13 protein-coding genes are annotated in these 14,248 nt (G+C 65.3%); 4 read left to right on the top strand and 9 right to left on the bottom strand.

The genetic code is table 11. The annotated features are described in order from the left end of the window. Complete coding sequence (locus K7W42_RS09550; RefSeq protein WP_157461104.1) at positions 1–354, top strand: DUF1622 domain-containing protein; 354 nt, start codon at positions 1–3, stop codon at positions 352–354. 387 nt (positions 355–741) lie between these two features. Here K7W42_RS09550 and recQ read toward each other — a convergent pair whose 3' ends face one another. The 5 genes from recQ to typA are packed head-to-tail and all read right to left on the bottom strand — an operon-like array spanning position 742 to position 6,407. After that, complete coding sequence (recQ, locus tag K7W42_RS09545) at positions 742–2,931, bottom strand: DNA helicase RecQ (protein WP_224574253.1); 2,190 nt, start codon at positions 2,929–2,931, stop codon at positions 742–744. 54 nt (positions 2,932–2,985) lie between these two features. Beyond that, complete coding sequence (locus K7W42_RS09540) at positions 2,986–3,879, bottom strand: hypothetical protein (protein ID WP_224574251.1); 894 nt, start codon at positions 3,877–3,879, stop codon at positions 2,986–2,988. A gap of 35 nt (positions 3,880–3,914) precedes the next feature. Continuing rightward, positions 3,915–4,421: a GNAT family N-acetyltransferase gene (locus K7W42_RS09535; RefSeq protein ID WP_224574248.1), complete on the bottom strand. Its 507-nt coding sequence runs from the start codon at positions 4,419–4,421 to the stop codon at positions 3,915–3,917. Positions 4,422–4,477: 56 nt separating this feature from the next. Continuing rightward, positions 4,478–4,600, bottom strand: coding sequence for a hypothetical protein (locus K7W42_RS22945; protein ID WP_255639165.1), 123 nt, complete (start codon positions 4,598–4,600; stop codon positions 4,478–4,480). A 25-nt stretch (positions 4,601–4,625) separates the two neighbouring features. Further along, the gene (gene typA / locus K7W42_RS09530; protein WP_157461056.1) at positions 4,626–6,407 is read right to left on the bottom strand and encodes a translational GTPase TypA; all 1,782 of its coding nucleotides are present in this window, start codon (positions 6,405–6,407) and stop codon (positions 4,626–4,628) included. A 466-nt stretch (positions 6,408–6,873) separates the two neighbouring features. Here typA and K7W42_RS09525 point away from each other — a divergent pair, with 466 nt between their 5' ends. Further along, positions 6,874–7,659 (top strand): TerC family protein, encoded by a 786-nt coding sequence (locus K7W42_RS09525; protein ID WP_224574246.1) that lies wholly within the window; start codon positions 6,874–6,876, stop codon positions 7,657–7,659. A gap of 67 nt (positions 7,660–7,726) precedes the next feature. Here K7W42_RS09525 and K7W42_RS09520 read toward each other — a convergent pair whose 3' ends face one another. Further along, on the bottom strand, positions 7,727–8,659 hold the full coding sequence (locus K7W42_RS09520) for a hypothetical protein (RefSeq protein WP_224574244.1): 933 nt from the start codon (positions 8,657–8,659) through the stop codon (positions 7,727–7,729). Positions 8,660–8,770: 111 nt separating this feature from the next. On the opposite strand from K7W42_RS09520, the gene K7W42_RS09515 reads away from it, so the two are divergent. After that, entirely contained in the window at positions 8,771–10,417 is a 1,647-nt protein-coding gene (locus K7W42_RS09515; protein WP_224574242.1) for a methylmalonyl-CoA mutase family protein, read from the top strand. A gap of 134 nt (positions 10,418–10,551) precedes the next feature. On the opposite strand, the gene K7W42_RS09510 is transcribed toward K7W42_RS09515, so the two are convergent. After that, positions 10,552–10,905, bottom strand: coding sequence for a cupin domain-containing protein (locus tag K7W42_RS09510; protein ID WP_198170829.1), 354 nt, complete (start codon positions 10,903–10,905; stop codon positions 10,552–10,554). Positions 10,906–11,007: 102 nt separating this feature from the next. On the opposite strand from K7W42_RS09510, the gene K7W42_RS09505 reads away from it, so the two are divergent. Beyond that, positions 11,008–11,472 carry a MarR family winged helix-turn-helix transcriptional regulator gene (locus K7W42_RS09505; RefSeq protein WP_224574240.1) on the top strand — a complete coding sequence of 155 codons (465 nt, stop codon included), beginning with the start codon at positions 11,008–11,010 and terminating at the stop codon, positions 11,470–11,472. A 120-nt stretch (positions 11,473–11,592) separates the two neighbouring features. Here the strand turns inward: K7W42_RS09505 and K7W42_RS09500 are convergent, their stop codons facing one another. Together K7W42_RS09500 and K7W42_RS09495 are read right to left on the bottom strand one after the other, a co-directional pair. Next, the gene (locus tag K7W42_RS09500; protein WP_224574238.1) at positions 11,593–13,350 is read right to left on the bottom strand and encodes a WD40 repeat domain-containing protein; all 1,758 of its coding nucleotides are present in this window, start codon (positions 13,348–13,350) and stop codon (positions 11,593–11,595) included. 489 nt (positions 13,351–13,839) lie between these two features. Continuing rightward, positions 13,840–14,034 (bottom strand): hypothetical protein, encoded by a 195-nt coding sequence (locus K7W42_RS09495; protein WP_224574237.1) that lies wholly within the window; start codon positions 14,032–14,034, stop codon positions 13,840–13,842. Between the last annotated feature and the right edge of the window lie 214 nt (positions 14,035–14,248).

Raw genomic sequence — 14,248 nt, 5'->3', positions numbered from 1 at the left:
CTGCTGGAGAAGGTCAAGGTGGTAACCGAGTGGGTGGCCACTGGGGTCGAGGTGGCCGCCGCGCTGGTCATTGCGGCGGCGGTGCTGGTGGCCCTGGGACGAGCAGCCACGGCGTTTGTGCGGCCCAGCACGCAACCAGACGTGCAGAAAGAAAGCCTGAGATTAGAGCTGGGCCGCTGGCTGGCGGTCGCCCTGGAATTCACGCTGGCGGCCGATATTCTGCGCACGGCCATCGCGCCCTCCTGGGACGACATTGGCAAGCTGGCCGCCATCGCGGCGCTGCGAACACTGCTCAATTTCTTCCTTCAGCGCGAGATTGATGGTCATCAGGCGCGGCAGGAGGATAGGGACTGATACGGCCTCCGATTGAATCGAGCAGAATGCCGGGTGGAATCCGAGCGGAGTGAGAAGGAACAGATGCGGATTTCGCGATATGGAAGCACCGACGGTGCCTGTCCGGCTGTGCTGCAATAAAGCGGAATCCGTATGATTGGCCTTTCATCTCGCGGCTGACTGTCGGTGAGGGGTCGCCTTTGCTCTTCCTACGGGCGACCGATGAAGCATGGAGTGCCCAGCATGTAACTTGGGCCGGCTGGAGTGTGGTGAGCTGTGAAGCCGCCCGGTTTCCCCAGTTCAATGAGGGCTAGCAGATTCCAGAGACAGCCACGGCTATCAAGGAGAGTCAGACCAGGCCACCCCGAGCAAGCCTGGTCAGCGCTCGTCGCTGGGGCAGACCAGGTTCTAGCCTTCGTCCAGCACGCTCCGCACCGTTTCCAGCACCCGCTCTCCATAGGCCTCAAGGCGCTTGGGGCCAAAGCCGGGGAGGTCTTGCATCTCGGCCAGGGTGTGGGGCTGACGGGCCGCCAGGGCTTCCAGCGTCGCGTTTGGAAAGATGACAAAGGCGCTGTGGCCTGTTTCCTTGCTCAGGGCCTTGCGTAACTCGCGCAGGGCCTCGGCCACTTGCTCGGTGTGCGCCGGGTCGGCGGGGGCAGTGGGGGGCAGCAGCACTGGCTCGGGCGCCGGGCGGCCTTTGAGAATGCCCAGCAGCGCACTGTTCTCACGCGCGCCGCGTTCAGGGGCGCTGACCGGAGCAGGCGTCAGGCCGCCCAGCGAGTCGCGGACCAGCTGCACCACCTCGTCACCGTAATCGGCCAGCTTGCGCTGCCCCACCCCACTGACGGTGCCCAGGGTTGCGTGGCTGGTGGGCTTTAGTTCGGTGATGGCCTTGAGGGTGGCGTCGGTAAAGATGACGTAGGGCGGCACGCCCAGGCTGCGGGCGCGGGCCAGGCGCCAGCCGCGCAGGGCTTCAAACAGCGGTTGGTCGCTGGGGGCCACAGGAGCGCGGCTGCCGCCCCGGTCACGGGTGCGCTCGCGCTTATTCGTTTTGGGTTGCAGCGTGTCTTCCCGCAGCACCAGGGCCGTCTCGCCTTTCAGAAGCGTGCGGGCCTTGCCGGTGGCCGACAGCCCGTGGTATTCACCCGCCGCCAGGTAGCCCAGGCTGACCAGCTGGCGCAGCACCCCACGCCACACCTTCTCGTCGTGCGCGGCGCCGACCCCAAAAGTGGGCAGGGTGTGGTGGCCCATCCCCACGACTTTCTCGGTGGCGCGGCCCAGGAGCACGTCCGTCAGGTGGGCCGCGCCGTAGCGGTTGCCGGTGCGAATAGCGGCCGACAGAGCCATCTGCGCCTCGCGGGTCATGTCGCGCACCTGGGGCGGGTTCAGGCAGGTGTCGCAGTTGCCGCAGGGGCCGTGAAAGCTCTCGCCAAAGTAGGCGAGCAGCACCTCGCGTCGGCAGGCGGCGGTCTCGCAGTAGGTCAGCAGGGCGTCCAGCTTGCCCGCCTCGGCGCGCTTGACCTCTTCAGGGGCGTCGCTGCCCGCCAGCATGCGGCGGACATTCACCACGTCGGCCAGGCCGTACACCATCCAGGCGGTCCCCGGCAGGCCGTCACGGCCAGCGCGGCCCGTTTCCTGGTAATAGCCTTCCATGCTCTTGGGCAGGTCCAGGTGGGCCACAAAGCGCACATTGGGCTTGTCAATGCCCATCCCAAACGCCACGGTGGCGACCACGACCAGCCCCTCCTCATTCAGAAAACGCTCCTGGGCCTGGTTGCGTTCACGTGGCGAGAGGCCCGCGTGGTAGGCCACTGCGTCAACCCCCTGCGCGCAGAGCCACTGCGCCGTCTCCTCCACCGACTTGCGCGACAGGCAGTACACAATGCCCGCGTCTCCGGCGTGCTCCGAGCGGATAAAGTCCAGCAGCTGGGTCTTAGGCCCTTCCTTGTTCGCCACGCGGTACTGAATGTTGGGCCGGTCAAAGCTGGAGATGAACTGCGGCGCCCCTTGCAGGCCCAGGACGCGCAGGATGTCGGCGCGGGTGCGGTCATCGGCGGTGGCGGTCAGGGCCAGGCGCGGGATGTGCCCAAAGCGCTCGGGGAGCATGCTCAGGCCCTGGTATTCAGGGCGGAAATCGTGCCCCCACTGAGAAACGCAGTGCGCTTCGTCCACCGCGAACAGGGCCACGGGGGCGCGCTCCAGAAGGTCCAGGGTCCGGGGCAGGAGCAAGCGCTCCGGGGCCACATACAGCAGGTCGAGGTCGCCTGAGAGCAGCGCCGCCTCCACCTCTCGGGCACCCTCAGGCGAGAGGGTGGAATTCAGGAACGCGGCCCGCACGCCTAGGGCGCGCAGGGTGTCCACTTGGTCTTTCATCAGGGCAATGAGGGGCGAGACCACGACGCCCACGCCAGGGCGCAGCAGGCTGGGCACCTGATAACACAGGCTCTTGCCGCCGCCAGTGGGCATCAGCACCAGGGCGTTGCCCCCGGCCATTACCGTCTGAACAATGTCGGCCTGCACGCCCCGAAAGGCGTCATAGCCCCAGACGGTTTTCAGGACACTCAGGGCGGATTCAGGGGCGGGCAGCACGGCAGACATCGCCCCTCAGCATAGCGCGTTCTGTGCAGAGCGTAATGAAAGAGAGCGGCCCCTCTACTTCGCCTTGACTTCAACCGGCACGCGCAGGTCGGCGCTCACCTTTTCAAAGCGGTCCCGCAGGAAACGCCCGTGGCTCAGGAGATCCTGACTGCCGCTGCGCAGCGTGCTGTTAATCACGTCCTGAACACCTTCCAGGAGTAGTTCTAGCTGTTCGGCCAGCAGGGCGCGGCCTGTTTTGCCGTCCTGAAGAGGGGCAGAATCGGCCAGCGAGCGCGGCAATTTCAAGTAGGCGTTCACGGCGCCAGGGGCGTACTCGTCGCGGATGGCGCGGGTCAGGTAACCCGCCTCACTGCCGTCCACGCCCTGCGTCTGCAGCAGCGATAGGGCCTCCTGGGTCCGCAGGTTCAGGGCCGCCAGCTGCGCCCGGGCCTCGGGGGGCAGGCGCTCATCGCGCAGCAGGGCGACCAGGGGGCTTTCGGCGGCCGGCATGGGCGTGCCACTGGCCTGAGCGGGCAGTGGCGCCGGGACGACCGGGTCAGGGGTGGCGGGTGCGGGGCTCCGGGCCACCCGCTGCCAGCCGCCCGACAGCAGCCAGGCCAGCGCCATGAAAAACAGCGGATACAGCAGCCAGGTCGCCCCCAGGGCGATAAAGGCCAGACCAGCCAGCAGCGCTGCCAGCAGGCCCCCCGGCGTGCTCTGCTTGCGCGTGAAGGCCCTTGACCCGAAGTACCCCAGCAGCATCCCCGCCGCCGGGTGCACCAGCCAGGTCGCGCCCAGCAGGGTCAGCACCACTACGACGGCGGCGGCCCGCCCCACCACGGCGGCGTGTTTGCCTGCCGGCGAAAACACCGAGGAGGCAAAGAACGCCACGGCAAAGCCAGCCGCAACATGGACCATTCCACCCAAAGGTTCCACCAAGCTCCGCACGCTCTCTAGGGCCGCCAGCATGGGTACAGGGTACACCCGCCGCGCCGCAAAGCCGCCTACGGCTCCAGCAGAAGCTGCACAAAGGTCAGGTCCAGCCAGCGGTCAAACTTGCGGCCCACCTGTCGGAAGTGGGCGACCGGCACGAAGCCCAGCCGGGCATGAAAGGCCAAGCTGCCGGTGTTCTCGGCGTCCACACCGCCAACCAGGCTGTGCAGGCCACGCTGGCGGGCCTCCGCAATCAGATAGGTCATGAGCAGGCGCCCAGCGCCCTGGCCCTGCGCGTCTGGGGCCACATAGACCGAGTGCTCGGCGGTGAAGCGGTAGCCCGGCTTGGCGCGGAAGGGGCCGAAGGTGGCCCAGCCCACCACCTGCCCGCCCTGCTCAGCCACCCAGACCGGCCAGCCGTCCGCCTGCCTGGCCTCGAACCACGCCAGGCGCGAGGCTTCGGTGACGGGCTCCAGGTCATAGGAGGCGGTCGTGTGCACAACGGCATGGTTGTAGATGGCCGTGATGGCCGGCACGTCCCGAAGGAAAGCGGGGCGAACAAGAGGCGCAGTGAACATGGCCCAGAGCCTAATACGGCCTGTCGGCTGTCAGGCCCACCACGCGGCCGCCCTGCTCACACCTCGCTGGTCAGTTGCCCCCGCGCCGAGCCGCTTCGCTTGAAGGGCACCGTGTTGGCCGGCGGCAGGCCCGAAAGCCGGACCTCTCCAGCCATGCGAAAGGGCCACAGCAACTTCACTGCGGCCCTCTGTGGACTTCTTTCTTTACTTGCGCATGCTGGGGTTCAGCACTTTCTTGCGCAGGCGGATGCTCTGGGGGGTCAGCTCCACCAGTTCGTCCTCGCTGATGTACTCCAGGGCGTCTTCCAGGCTCAGACGCTTGGGCGGAATCAGGGTCAGCGCGTCGTCCGCACCGCTGGAGCGCACGTTGGTCAGCTTCTTGTTCTTGCAGACGTTGACGTTCATGTCCTGCTCGCGGGCGTTCTCACCCACGATCATGCCCACGTACACGTCGGCTCCGGCGTCGATGAAGAAGCCGCCCCGGTCCTGCAATTTCCAGATGGAGTAGGCGAAGGCCGTGCCGTCTTCCATGCTGACCAGCGAGCCGTTCTGGCGGGTCTTGAGTTCCCCGGCCCAGGGCGCGTAGCCGTCGAAGATGTGGCTCATGATGCCCTCGCCCTGGGTCATGGACAGGAACTGGGTACGGAAGCCGAACAGCGCCCGGGAAGGAATCTTGAACTCCACGCGGGTGCGCTTGCCCTGCGGCTCCATATTGACCATCTGGCCCTTGCGCGCGCTCAGGACGCCGATCACGGTGCTGGCGTGCCCCTCCGGCACGTCGATGACGAGGTGCTCGACCGGCTCGTGCTTCTCGCCGTCGATCTCGCGGATGATCACCTGCGGCGAGCCGACCTGAACTTCATAGCCCTCACGGCGCATGGTTTCGAGCAGGATGGAGAGATGCAGCTCGCCGCGGCCGCTGACCTTGAACTCGTCGGGGCGCAGTTCCTCGACCTTGAGGGACACGTTGGTCATCACTTCGCGCTTCAGGCGGTCGTTGAGGTGGCGGGAGGTGACGTACTTGCCCTCTTTGCCCGCGAACGGGCTGGTGTTGGGTTGAAAGGTCATCGACACGGTCGGCTCGTCCACCGTGATGATGGGCAGGGCTTCCGGGTCGGCCAGGTCGGCCACGGTTTCCCCGATCTGCGCGTCCTCGATGCCCGCCAGCGCCACAATGTCGCCCGCGCTGACGGTGTCCGCCTCGATGCGTCGCAGGCCCAGGTGCGTGAAGGGCTGCACAATGCGCGACTTGGTCATGGTGCCGTCTTTGTGGATCAGCTGCACGAACTCGCCCTTCTTGACGGTGCCGCGCTGGATGCGCCCCAGCACGATGCGCCCCAGGTACTCGGAGTAGTCGAGGTTGGTCACGACCATCTGGAAGGGGGCGTCCACATCCACGGGCGGCGCGGGAATCTGCTCCAGCACCATCTCGAACAGCTCGTGCATGTCCTCCTGCGGGTTGTCCAGGTCCTTGTACGCCTTGCCGTCGCGGGCCACGGCGTAGAGAATCGGGAAGTCGAGCTGCTCGTCGCTCGCCCCCAGTTCGGCCATCAGGTCGAAGGTCAGGTTGACCACGTCCTCGATGCGGGCGTCCTGGCGGTCGATCTTGTTGATGACGACCACAATCTTGAGGCCCAGCTCGATAGCCTTCCTGAGCACAAAGCGGGTCTGGGGCATGGGGCCTTCGGCGGCGTCCACCAGCACCAGGGCGCCGTCCACCATGCCCAGCACGCGCTCCACTTCCCCGCCGAAGTCGGCGTGGCCAGGGGTATCAACGATATTGATCTTGACGCCCTTGTATTCCACGGCGGTGTTTTTCGCCAGGATGGTGATGCCGCGTTCCTTTTCCAGGTCGTTGCTGTCCATGGCGCGTTCGGCAATTTCTTCACCGTGGCCCAGCTTTAGGGTCTGCTTGAGCAGGCCGTCCACCAGGGTGGTCTTGCCGTGGTCAACGTGGGCGATAATGGCGATGTTACGGTATTCCATAGTTGCAGCTCCTTAGGTGCGGAGCGGTTGGCCCCGGCGGCGCGGGCGGCCTTCTGCTCTCATTGGCATGAAAAAGCCCGCCTCACATCGCGTGGGCGGGACACCCAAACAGAAAGTTTAGCAGAAATCAGGGGCTCTGGACAGTCTGTCAGGGCCCCCGATTGAAGCGTCTGCAAAAAGCTTCAGGCCGCGCAGGGCGGGGAGCCGAACGTGACACCGACACATTGGGGCCCTTCTGATGAGTGAACGAGGCAGACAGGACAAGCCTGGTACGGCCTTCTTCTGGTTGTAGAATGGAGCCGACCCTCCCAGCGCCCTGTCAACCTGAAGATGGCCGCGCCGCAGCCCTGTCAGGCGACCCAGTTGTGTGCCCACACAGCAAGGTCAGCGTTCGCCTGACGCCTTATATCTTGACCGACCCTTTAAGCCGGGCCACGCGGGGACCGCTCACCGTAGGGTGAAGGGTATGGCGGACTTTGTGCAGGCGCTGAGCAGTCCCTCAGCGTGGGTCGGCGTGCTGAGCCTGACCCTGCTGGAACTGGTGCTGGGCATTGACAACGTTGTGTTTATCACACTGCTGGCGTCCCGGTTGCCCGCCTCACAGCAGGCACTGGCCCGCACCGTGGGGCTGACCCTGGCCGTCGTGACGCGCGTGGCGCTGCTGAGCGGCATTGCCTGGCTGACGCGCCTTCAAGAACCGCTGCTGACGGTGCTGGGCCAGGGGCTCAGCGTGCGCGACCTGATTCTGATTGGCGGCGGACTCTTCCTGATGGTCAAGAGTGTGCGCGAGTTGTCGCGGATGGCGGCTGACCCCCTGGGCACCGGCGAGGCCAGCGCCGGCCAGGTCTCGCTGCTGAGTGTCATCCTGCAAATTCCCCTGATTGACGTGGTGTTCAGCCTCGACAGCGTAATTACGGCCATCGGTATCAGCGGCAACGTGCCGGTGATGGTCACCGCCGTGGTCCTGGCGATGGTCGTGATGGTGGCGGCCAGTGGGCCCATCAGCCGGTATCTGGACGCGCACCCGCCGCTGAAACTGCTGGCCGCTGCCTTCCTGCTGCTGGTGGGAACCAATCTGGTGGCAGAGGCCTTCGAGGTGGGGGTGCCCAGCGCCTACCTGTATTTCACGATGCTGTTTGCCGGCGTGGTCATGCTGTTTACCGTGCGCGCCGCCAGAACGGTGCGGGCGCAGGCGGTGTCACAGGCCCTTGAGGCCGCGCAGCAGGAGCAGTCAGATCGGCAGTCAGGTTAGTGGCGGAAGTTTGAAGGCCTAAAAACGCGCCATGCACCAGAACTGAATGCCCCAGTCGAGCCGCCATTCAGCCCAGCGGCACCCACCACCAGCCACCGACATCGTGGCGGCCCGCCCCCCGCGCGGCCTGGAGGGCGCCCCGGTTGTGGCCGTGGATGGTGCCGCTCAGGACCTGCCGCTCGCCGGGCAGGTGCCGGGCCAGCAGGGTGCTGAGCGCCGTGCCCAGACGGCGGCCCCTGACGTGTGGCGCCAGCAGCACTTCCTGAATCACCTGGGCGTCCAGTCCCAACTGCGAGTAAGCCTGAGTCCCGACGTACCCCGCCCACTGCCCCTGCCACAGCACGTCAAACATCGTGCCGGCGGCGATGGTCTTGTGGAGATCGTCCTCACTGAGAATTCTGGCCTGCTCTGGATGCCCAGGGTGGTCGGCGTCCACAGAGGCGTAGGCCGCGCAAGCTTCGGCGTACTGGGCGGCATCCACGGTAGGCCGCAGGGTCAGGCCGCCCGGCACGGCGCCGCCGCGCAGGTCGGGCAGTGGAGCTGCCAGGACACGCCGGTCTGGGGCCAGGTCTGCCCAGACCGTCTGTGGGGCCGCACTCCAGAACCGCAGCCTGGGGGGCCGAAAGGCGTGGTAGACCTGAGCAGCCGCGCACAGGGCAGCCAGGTCGGCGGGCACGACAGGCCGGGAAGTCACGCTGACTTCCATGAAAGGTTTACTCACATCCAGCCCTTTAAAGCGGATGCTGAGCATGGCGTGCAGGTCGCTGTGCACATAGACCCAGTGATTCAGGTACTCGGGCGCGGCCGGACCCGCGTTCAGGAAAGCGGCCCGCTGCCCTGCAAGGTCAAGGTCGGTGGCCAGTTGCAGGTCAAAGACGTGGCCTCCAGCCAGGCGGCTCAGACGCTCGGAGGTGTCAGCCCAGTTCAGGGTCAGGGGATGCTGGGCAGCCAGGCTGAAACGGGCCAGGTCTGCGGCCGTGGGCAGATCAGAAAGGGTCACTGGGATAATAGTAGTGGTCACATCTGGCCCTGTCCCGCACCTTTGCCTGGAGCCACTCTGCTACCCTGTGCCTCTAACGAGCGTTTGGCTCCCCACCCCCGGAGGCCCCACATGAAAAGCAAGAACGAGTGGATGCAGAGCGTCTACAGCCCGGCCGCGCAGAAGTTCCCCGAGCGCAAATACAACTTCAAGAACCTGTCGGACATGGACCCCGAGCCGATTTACACGGCCGACGACCTGAAAGACTGGGATACCGAGCGCGACCTGGGCTATCCTGGCGAATTCCCCTACACGCGCGGTGTGCAGCCCAGCGTCTACCGGGGCAAGCTCTGGACCATGCGCATGTTCGCGGGCTTCGGCAGCGCCGAGCAGACCAACGAGCGCTTTCACGCGCTGCTCAAGGCCGGTCAGACGGGCCTGAGTACCGCCTTTGACCTGCCGACCCTGATGGGTTACGACTCGGACCACCCCTTTTCCAAGGGCGAGGTCGGCAAATGCGGCGTGGCGGTGGCCAGCCTGGCCGACATGGAGATCCTGTTTCAGGGCATCGACCCCACCGCCGTCACCACCTCCATGACCATCAACAGCCCGGCCAACGCCATCTGGGCCATGTACATCGCCAACGCGCAGAAGCAGGGCAAGGACCTGGGGCGGGTCGGCGGCACCATCCAGAACGACATCCTGAAAGAATTTATCGCCCAGAAGGAATTCATTTACCCGCCCAGCCCCAGCGTCAAGCTGGTCATTGACACCTTTGAATGGGGCCCGAAAGTGGTGCCCAAATGGAACTTCGTATCAGTCAGCGGCTACCATATCCGCGAGGCGGGGGCGACCGGGGTGCAGGAACTGGCCTTTACCCTGGCCGACGGCTTTCACTACGTGGAAAAGGCGATGGAACGCGGGCTGGACATTGACGACTTCGCGCCGCGCATCAGCTTTTTCTGGGACATTCACAACGACTTTTTCGAGGAGATTGCCAAGCTGCGCGCCGCCCGGCGGATCTGGGCGCGGCAGATGCGTGACCGTTACGGCGCCAAGAACCCCCGGTCATGGATGCTGCGCACGCACTCTCAGACCGCCGGGGTGTCGCTGCCCGCCCAGCAGCCCCTGAACAACATCGCGCGCGTGGCGATTCAGGCGCTGGCCGCTGTGCTGGGCGGCACCCAGAGCCTGCACACCGACTCGTTTGACGAGGCGCTGGCGCTGCCCACCGAGGAAGCCGCGACCATTGCCCTGCGCACCCAGCAGATCATTGCCTATGAAACCGGCGTGGCCGGTGTGGTGGACCCCCTGGCCGGCAGCTACTACGTCGAGAAACTGACGGGTGACATTGAGGCCGCTGCCATGGGCTACATCGAGCAGATTCGCCTGATGGGCGGTGTGGAGGCCGGGATTGAAAGCGGGTTCTTCCAGATGGAAATGGCCGAGGCCGCCTACCGCTACCAGCTGGAAGTCGAGCGCGGAGAACGCATCATCGTGGGCGTAAACGACTTCGTGCAGGACGCGGTCGAAGTGCCCATCCAGCTCATTGACCCGGAAGTCGAGCGTGTGCAGGAAGCCCGCCTGGCCCAGGTGCGCCGCGAGCGCGACCCTATGCGGGTAGAAGCGGCACTGGCAGCCCTGCGCGACACGGCCGTCACGGGCGCCAACTCCATGCCCGCCTTTTTGGAATGCGCCCACGCCTACTGCACGCTGGGTGAACAGATGGACGTGCTCAAGACGGTGTACGGCGAATACGTGGAACCGGCGGTGGTATAAGAGCCCACCGGGCCGGGCGCCATGTGTCCACATGGCGCCCGGCGTATTTGGCCCGGCGTATTTGATAGAGGCTGTTAGTTTTGGCTTCATCAGCAAGTGACAGCCTGCTCCGCCATGAGCGGAGGTCGCCTCACTTACTTCAGCCAGGGTGGGCTGGCCTCTTCACCAGTGTCACGGAAAAAACGCATCCCAGCTGGAGAAATAATCAGCCACTCGGCGTCCACGTCGCCGGTGTTATCTACGCGGTGCAGGATCTCAGCGGGCATAATCAGTGTGTCGTGGGCGCCTAACCGGACGCGCTCATCTCCTTGACTGACGGTCACCTCACCTACGAGCATCACCATGACCTCTTCCCGCGACTGCCGGTGAAGGGGATTAAATCCGCCTGGCTGTTGACGTTGGTGAATGACCGTGACCTCAGTGGCTCCCAGTCGGGGGGTAGCCAGCGCCGTGCCCCAGTTGCCGTTGGGGGTTTCGAGTGCTTGCATGTGCTGAGCGTGGAGCACCATCATAAGAACCTCCCTGTCCTCTATAGACAGACTCAAATATAGTAAACCATCTTGTCTAATTAGACAAGGAGACTGACCATCTTGTCCCAGAAACCAGATTCCGTTACTCTCGAACATGCCCGCCAGCACCATGTCGGCCGCCTGCTACACCGGGCCGCACGGGCCTATAACATCCTGGCATTAGACAAACTGCATGAGCGCGGGCACACCACCCTGAGTCTGGCCCATACCAATCTCCTGCCCTATCTGGACATCGGGGGCACGCGAATTGTCACGCTAGCTGAGCGTGCCGGAATGACCAAACAGGCGGCAGGGCAGCTGGTCACCGAGCTAGAAAAGGGCGGCTACGTCCAGCGGCACCCCGACCCCGACGATGGCCGGGCCACGCGGGTCCAATTCACAGCAGCAGGTTGGCACTACCTGCTGGACGCACAGGCCATCAAGCAGGAGATTGAGGCTGAGTACCGCGCGGCGCTTGGTCAGCCTCTCTGGGAGGAGCTAAATACGGCGCTTCGCCGCCTCGTTGGCGAAGCGCCACCTCTCTAGAAGGCCGTTTGATATGGGATTGCTGATCGCGCTGCGCCGCTGTTTACCCCCACCTGGAGACTGTACTGGTCTGCCGCCGCATCACCATTCCGACTGAGTAACACGTGGATCTGCCAACTTTTAAGGAGTCACCTCAAACACAGTCACATTGTTCAGTGCCGTGCCCAGACCAGCCCCCACCGTCAGGCTGCGGCTGTGAGCACTCCAGGCCAGAAAGGCGGGCCGGTCGCCCAGCGGCCCGCTGGTGGCCGTCACGCGGCCCGTTTCGGGGTCCAGCAGCGTGACCTGCCAGCCGCCGTCGGCGCGGGTCACGGCGGCCAGGTGGGCGCTGTCGGGGCTGTACCGCACGCCGCCCTCCTGATCGCTGACGGTGGGCAGAGCAGCAAACGGCGAGCGCTGGCCAGGGCGGTACAGGTCCAGGCCGCCCCCAGCGCGCACGTACGCGAACTGACCTTTCCCACTGATTTGTACGTCGGCGTAGCGCACCCCGGCCACGACCGGCAGCGGAAAGCGTTTGGCGTTGGCGGTCAAGATGACAGCGGGGTCACCGCTGCGGGGAAACACATAGGCGCGGGTAGCGTCAGGCGAGACGGTGACGCGCGCCGCGCCCGACACGGGCAGCGTGACCGCCACCTGGCCGGTTTTCTGCGCCACCACCACCAGGCGCGTGTCGTCCCAGACGGCCGCGTGGTTGCCCCAGTGATTCACACTCAGGTGGGTGCTGGTGCTCAGGCCGGCGGCAGGGCGACGCTGGCCACCACTGAACTGGCTCAGGGTTGCGCCGCCTGCCCTGTCACTGCTCAGCAGCCAGGTGAACCGGTTCATGGTCTGCACAGCCATCACGTCCCCGGCGGCCTGCGTCCCAAGTTTCAGGGCGCCGCCGGGCAGCAGGGCCAGCGCTTCATTTGTGGCGGGGTCTAGGCCGCCGCCAGTCAGGACACCGGGCAGGGTCAGCAGAGTCCGGGGCGTGGTCAGGTCAGGGGCACTGTCCAGCAGCACGTTGCCCTGCACGGTCAAAACACGACCGCTGGGAGTCAGGGCCGCCGGGGCAGCCTGCAACCCGGCCACAGGCAGGAGCCGCTCTCGGTGACCGGTTTGCAGGTCGCGCACCTCGGCCTGACCCACGCGCAGGGCCAACACGCTGCCGTCAGGTCGGGGCAAGGCACTGACCACCGCGCCCGCCGCGTCGCTCCGGCGCACCACCACTGACGCTGGGAAGCCCGCGCGCAGGGCGTACACCTCGCCACCCGCCTGCACGGCAGCGGTGCGGCCATCTGAGGCGAAGGCGACAGGGCCCAGAGTGCAGGACACGGCACAGGCCACCGCGCTTTGAATACTCAGGGTGGCGCTGTCGAGCAGCTGAACGCGCTGACCGCGCGTGACCACCGCGCGCAGGCCGTCTGGGGCCGTGACCAGCGCGTCTACCCCATCGCCCACCGGGGCCGTGCGCGCAAGGGTGGTCAACGAGACCCGCTCGGTCCCCCGCCCTGACCCAATTAGGAGGTCCTGCGCGCCACTAAAGCCCGCCCCCACCACCCCAGGCGTCTCCAAGCGCGCCAGGCGCACTCCGTCGGCCAGGCGCCAGACACTGACCTGCTCGGCGGTTCGGGTCAGGGCATAACGGCTGTCCGGACTCACACTCAGACCAGCGCAGCGGTCGCCCGTGGGCAGGCTGCGCCGCAGCTCGCCGCCAGCGCCCAGCAGCAGCAGGCGGTCCCCCAGGCAGGCCACCAGGCCGCTGGTCAGCGGGCGCAGTTCCAGTGGGGTGTCGCCAGGCACACTGAGCAGAGTGCGGGGAGACAGAGAAGCCGCGTTGGCCGGTAAGGCCGAGCAAACCAGCAGCGAGCCCAGCAGCAAACGGATGGAGCGGCGCGTCACCCGCTCACCGCGACCAGACCATATGGGGCAGCGAGCGCGTGCAGGGGCCACCGCAAAAGACCCACAAAATTTCTCACGCGCGGCAGTGTAGTGCATGGCCGAGTGTGGATTCTCCGTTGACCTCCGCCGTCAGAAAGGACATGGCCCAGACGACATCCGAGAGCAATTAGCACACTGCCAAAGCGGTCATTTGAGGGAAATCTTCAAGCCTTGGTAGCTGTCATAGACAGCACTTGAAATGGAATTGACAGGTAGCGCTTCTCCGCAGGGTGAAATGGCACACCACAGTCAGACCTTTCCTGACACATAAAGCGGACAGCCTCCTCAATCAGGCCGTCCAGCTTCTTCTGCCAAATTGTCGTGTGGCCTGTGCTTATTCCGGTTCAGGACCGAGTCATTGACTTAGGGCAAACGGGCCACCGAACGCTCCAGGTGTACTACCCAGAACAGCCTTCCTGGTCCTGCCCCCAGCTGTTCCAGATGGCCCGTTCAGGCGATCAGGCGGGGGCGGTTCAGCGCTGCGTGCTGCATCAGGAGGAGGTAGCCGGCACTACCGGAGGCCAGGCGACCAGCGGTGTGGAGGGCGCGCAGGGTGGGCAGGTGATACCAGTTCCCCTCTCCGTCCTGAATGAGATCCTGAGAGGTAAAAGCAACGGCTTTCAAAGACTTGCCCGACTCGTCCATGCACTCTCCCCAGGTCCCTCGCGCAAGCGTGAAGGATCTTTTAAGTGTCTTAAATTATCTCCACATCACCTGTCGCAAATCTGACACACCTATTCAACAGGCAGCGTGGCTTCAACGAGCCATTTGAGGGAGGCATCCAGCGCAACGTTGAGTCAGACCGCATAGGCGCCTGAAGTCGTTAGAGGTGGGCAGACATCCCCTCTGCCGTCGCACC

The sequence above is a fragment of the Deinococcus betulae genome (assembly GCF_020166395.1).
In the GTDB taxonomy this organism is placed as follows: Bacteria; Deinococcota; Deinococci; order Deinococcales; family Deinococcaceae; genus Deinococcus; species Deinococcus betulae.
The sequence above is the reverse complement of the archived record's forward strand: the minus strand, read 5'-3'. Positions and strand labels throughout refer to the sequence as shown.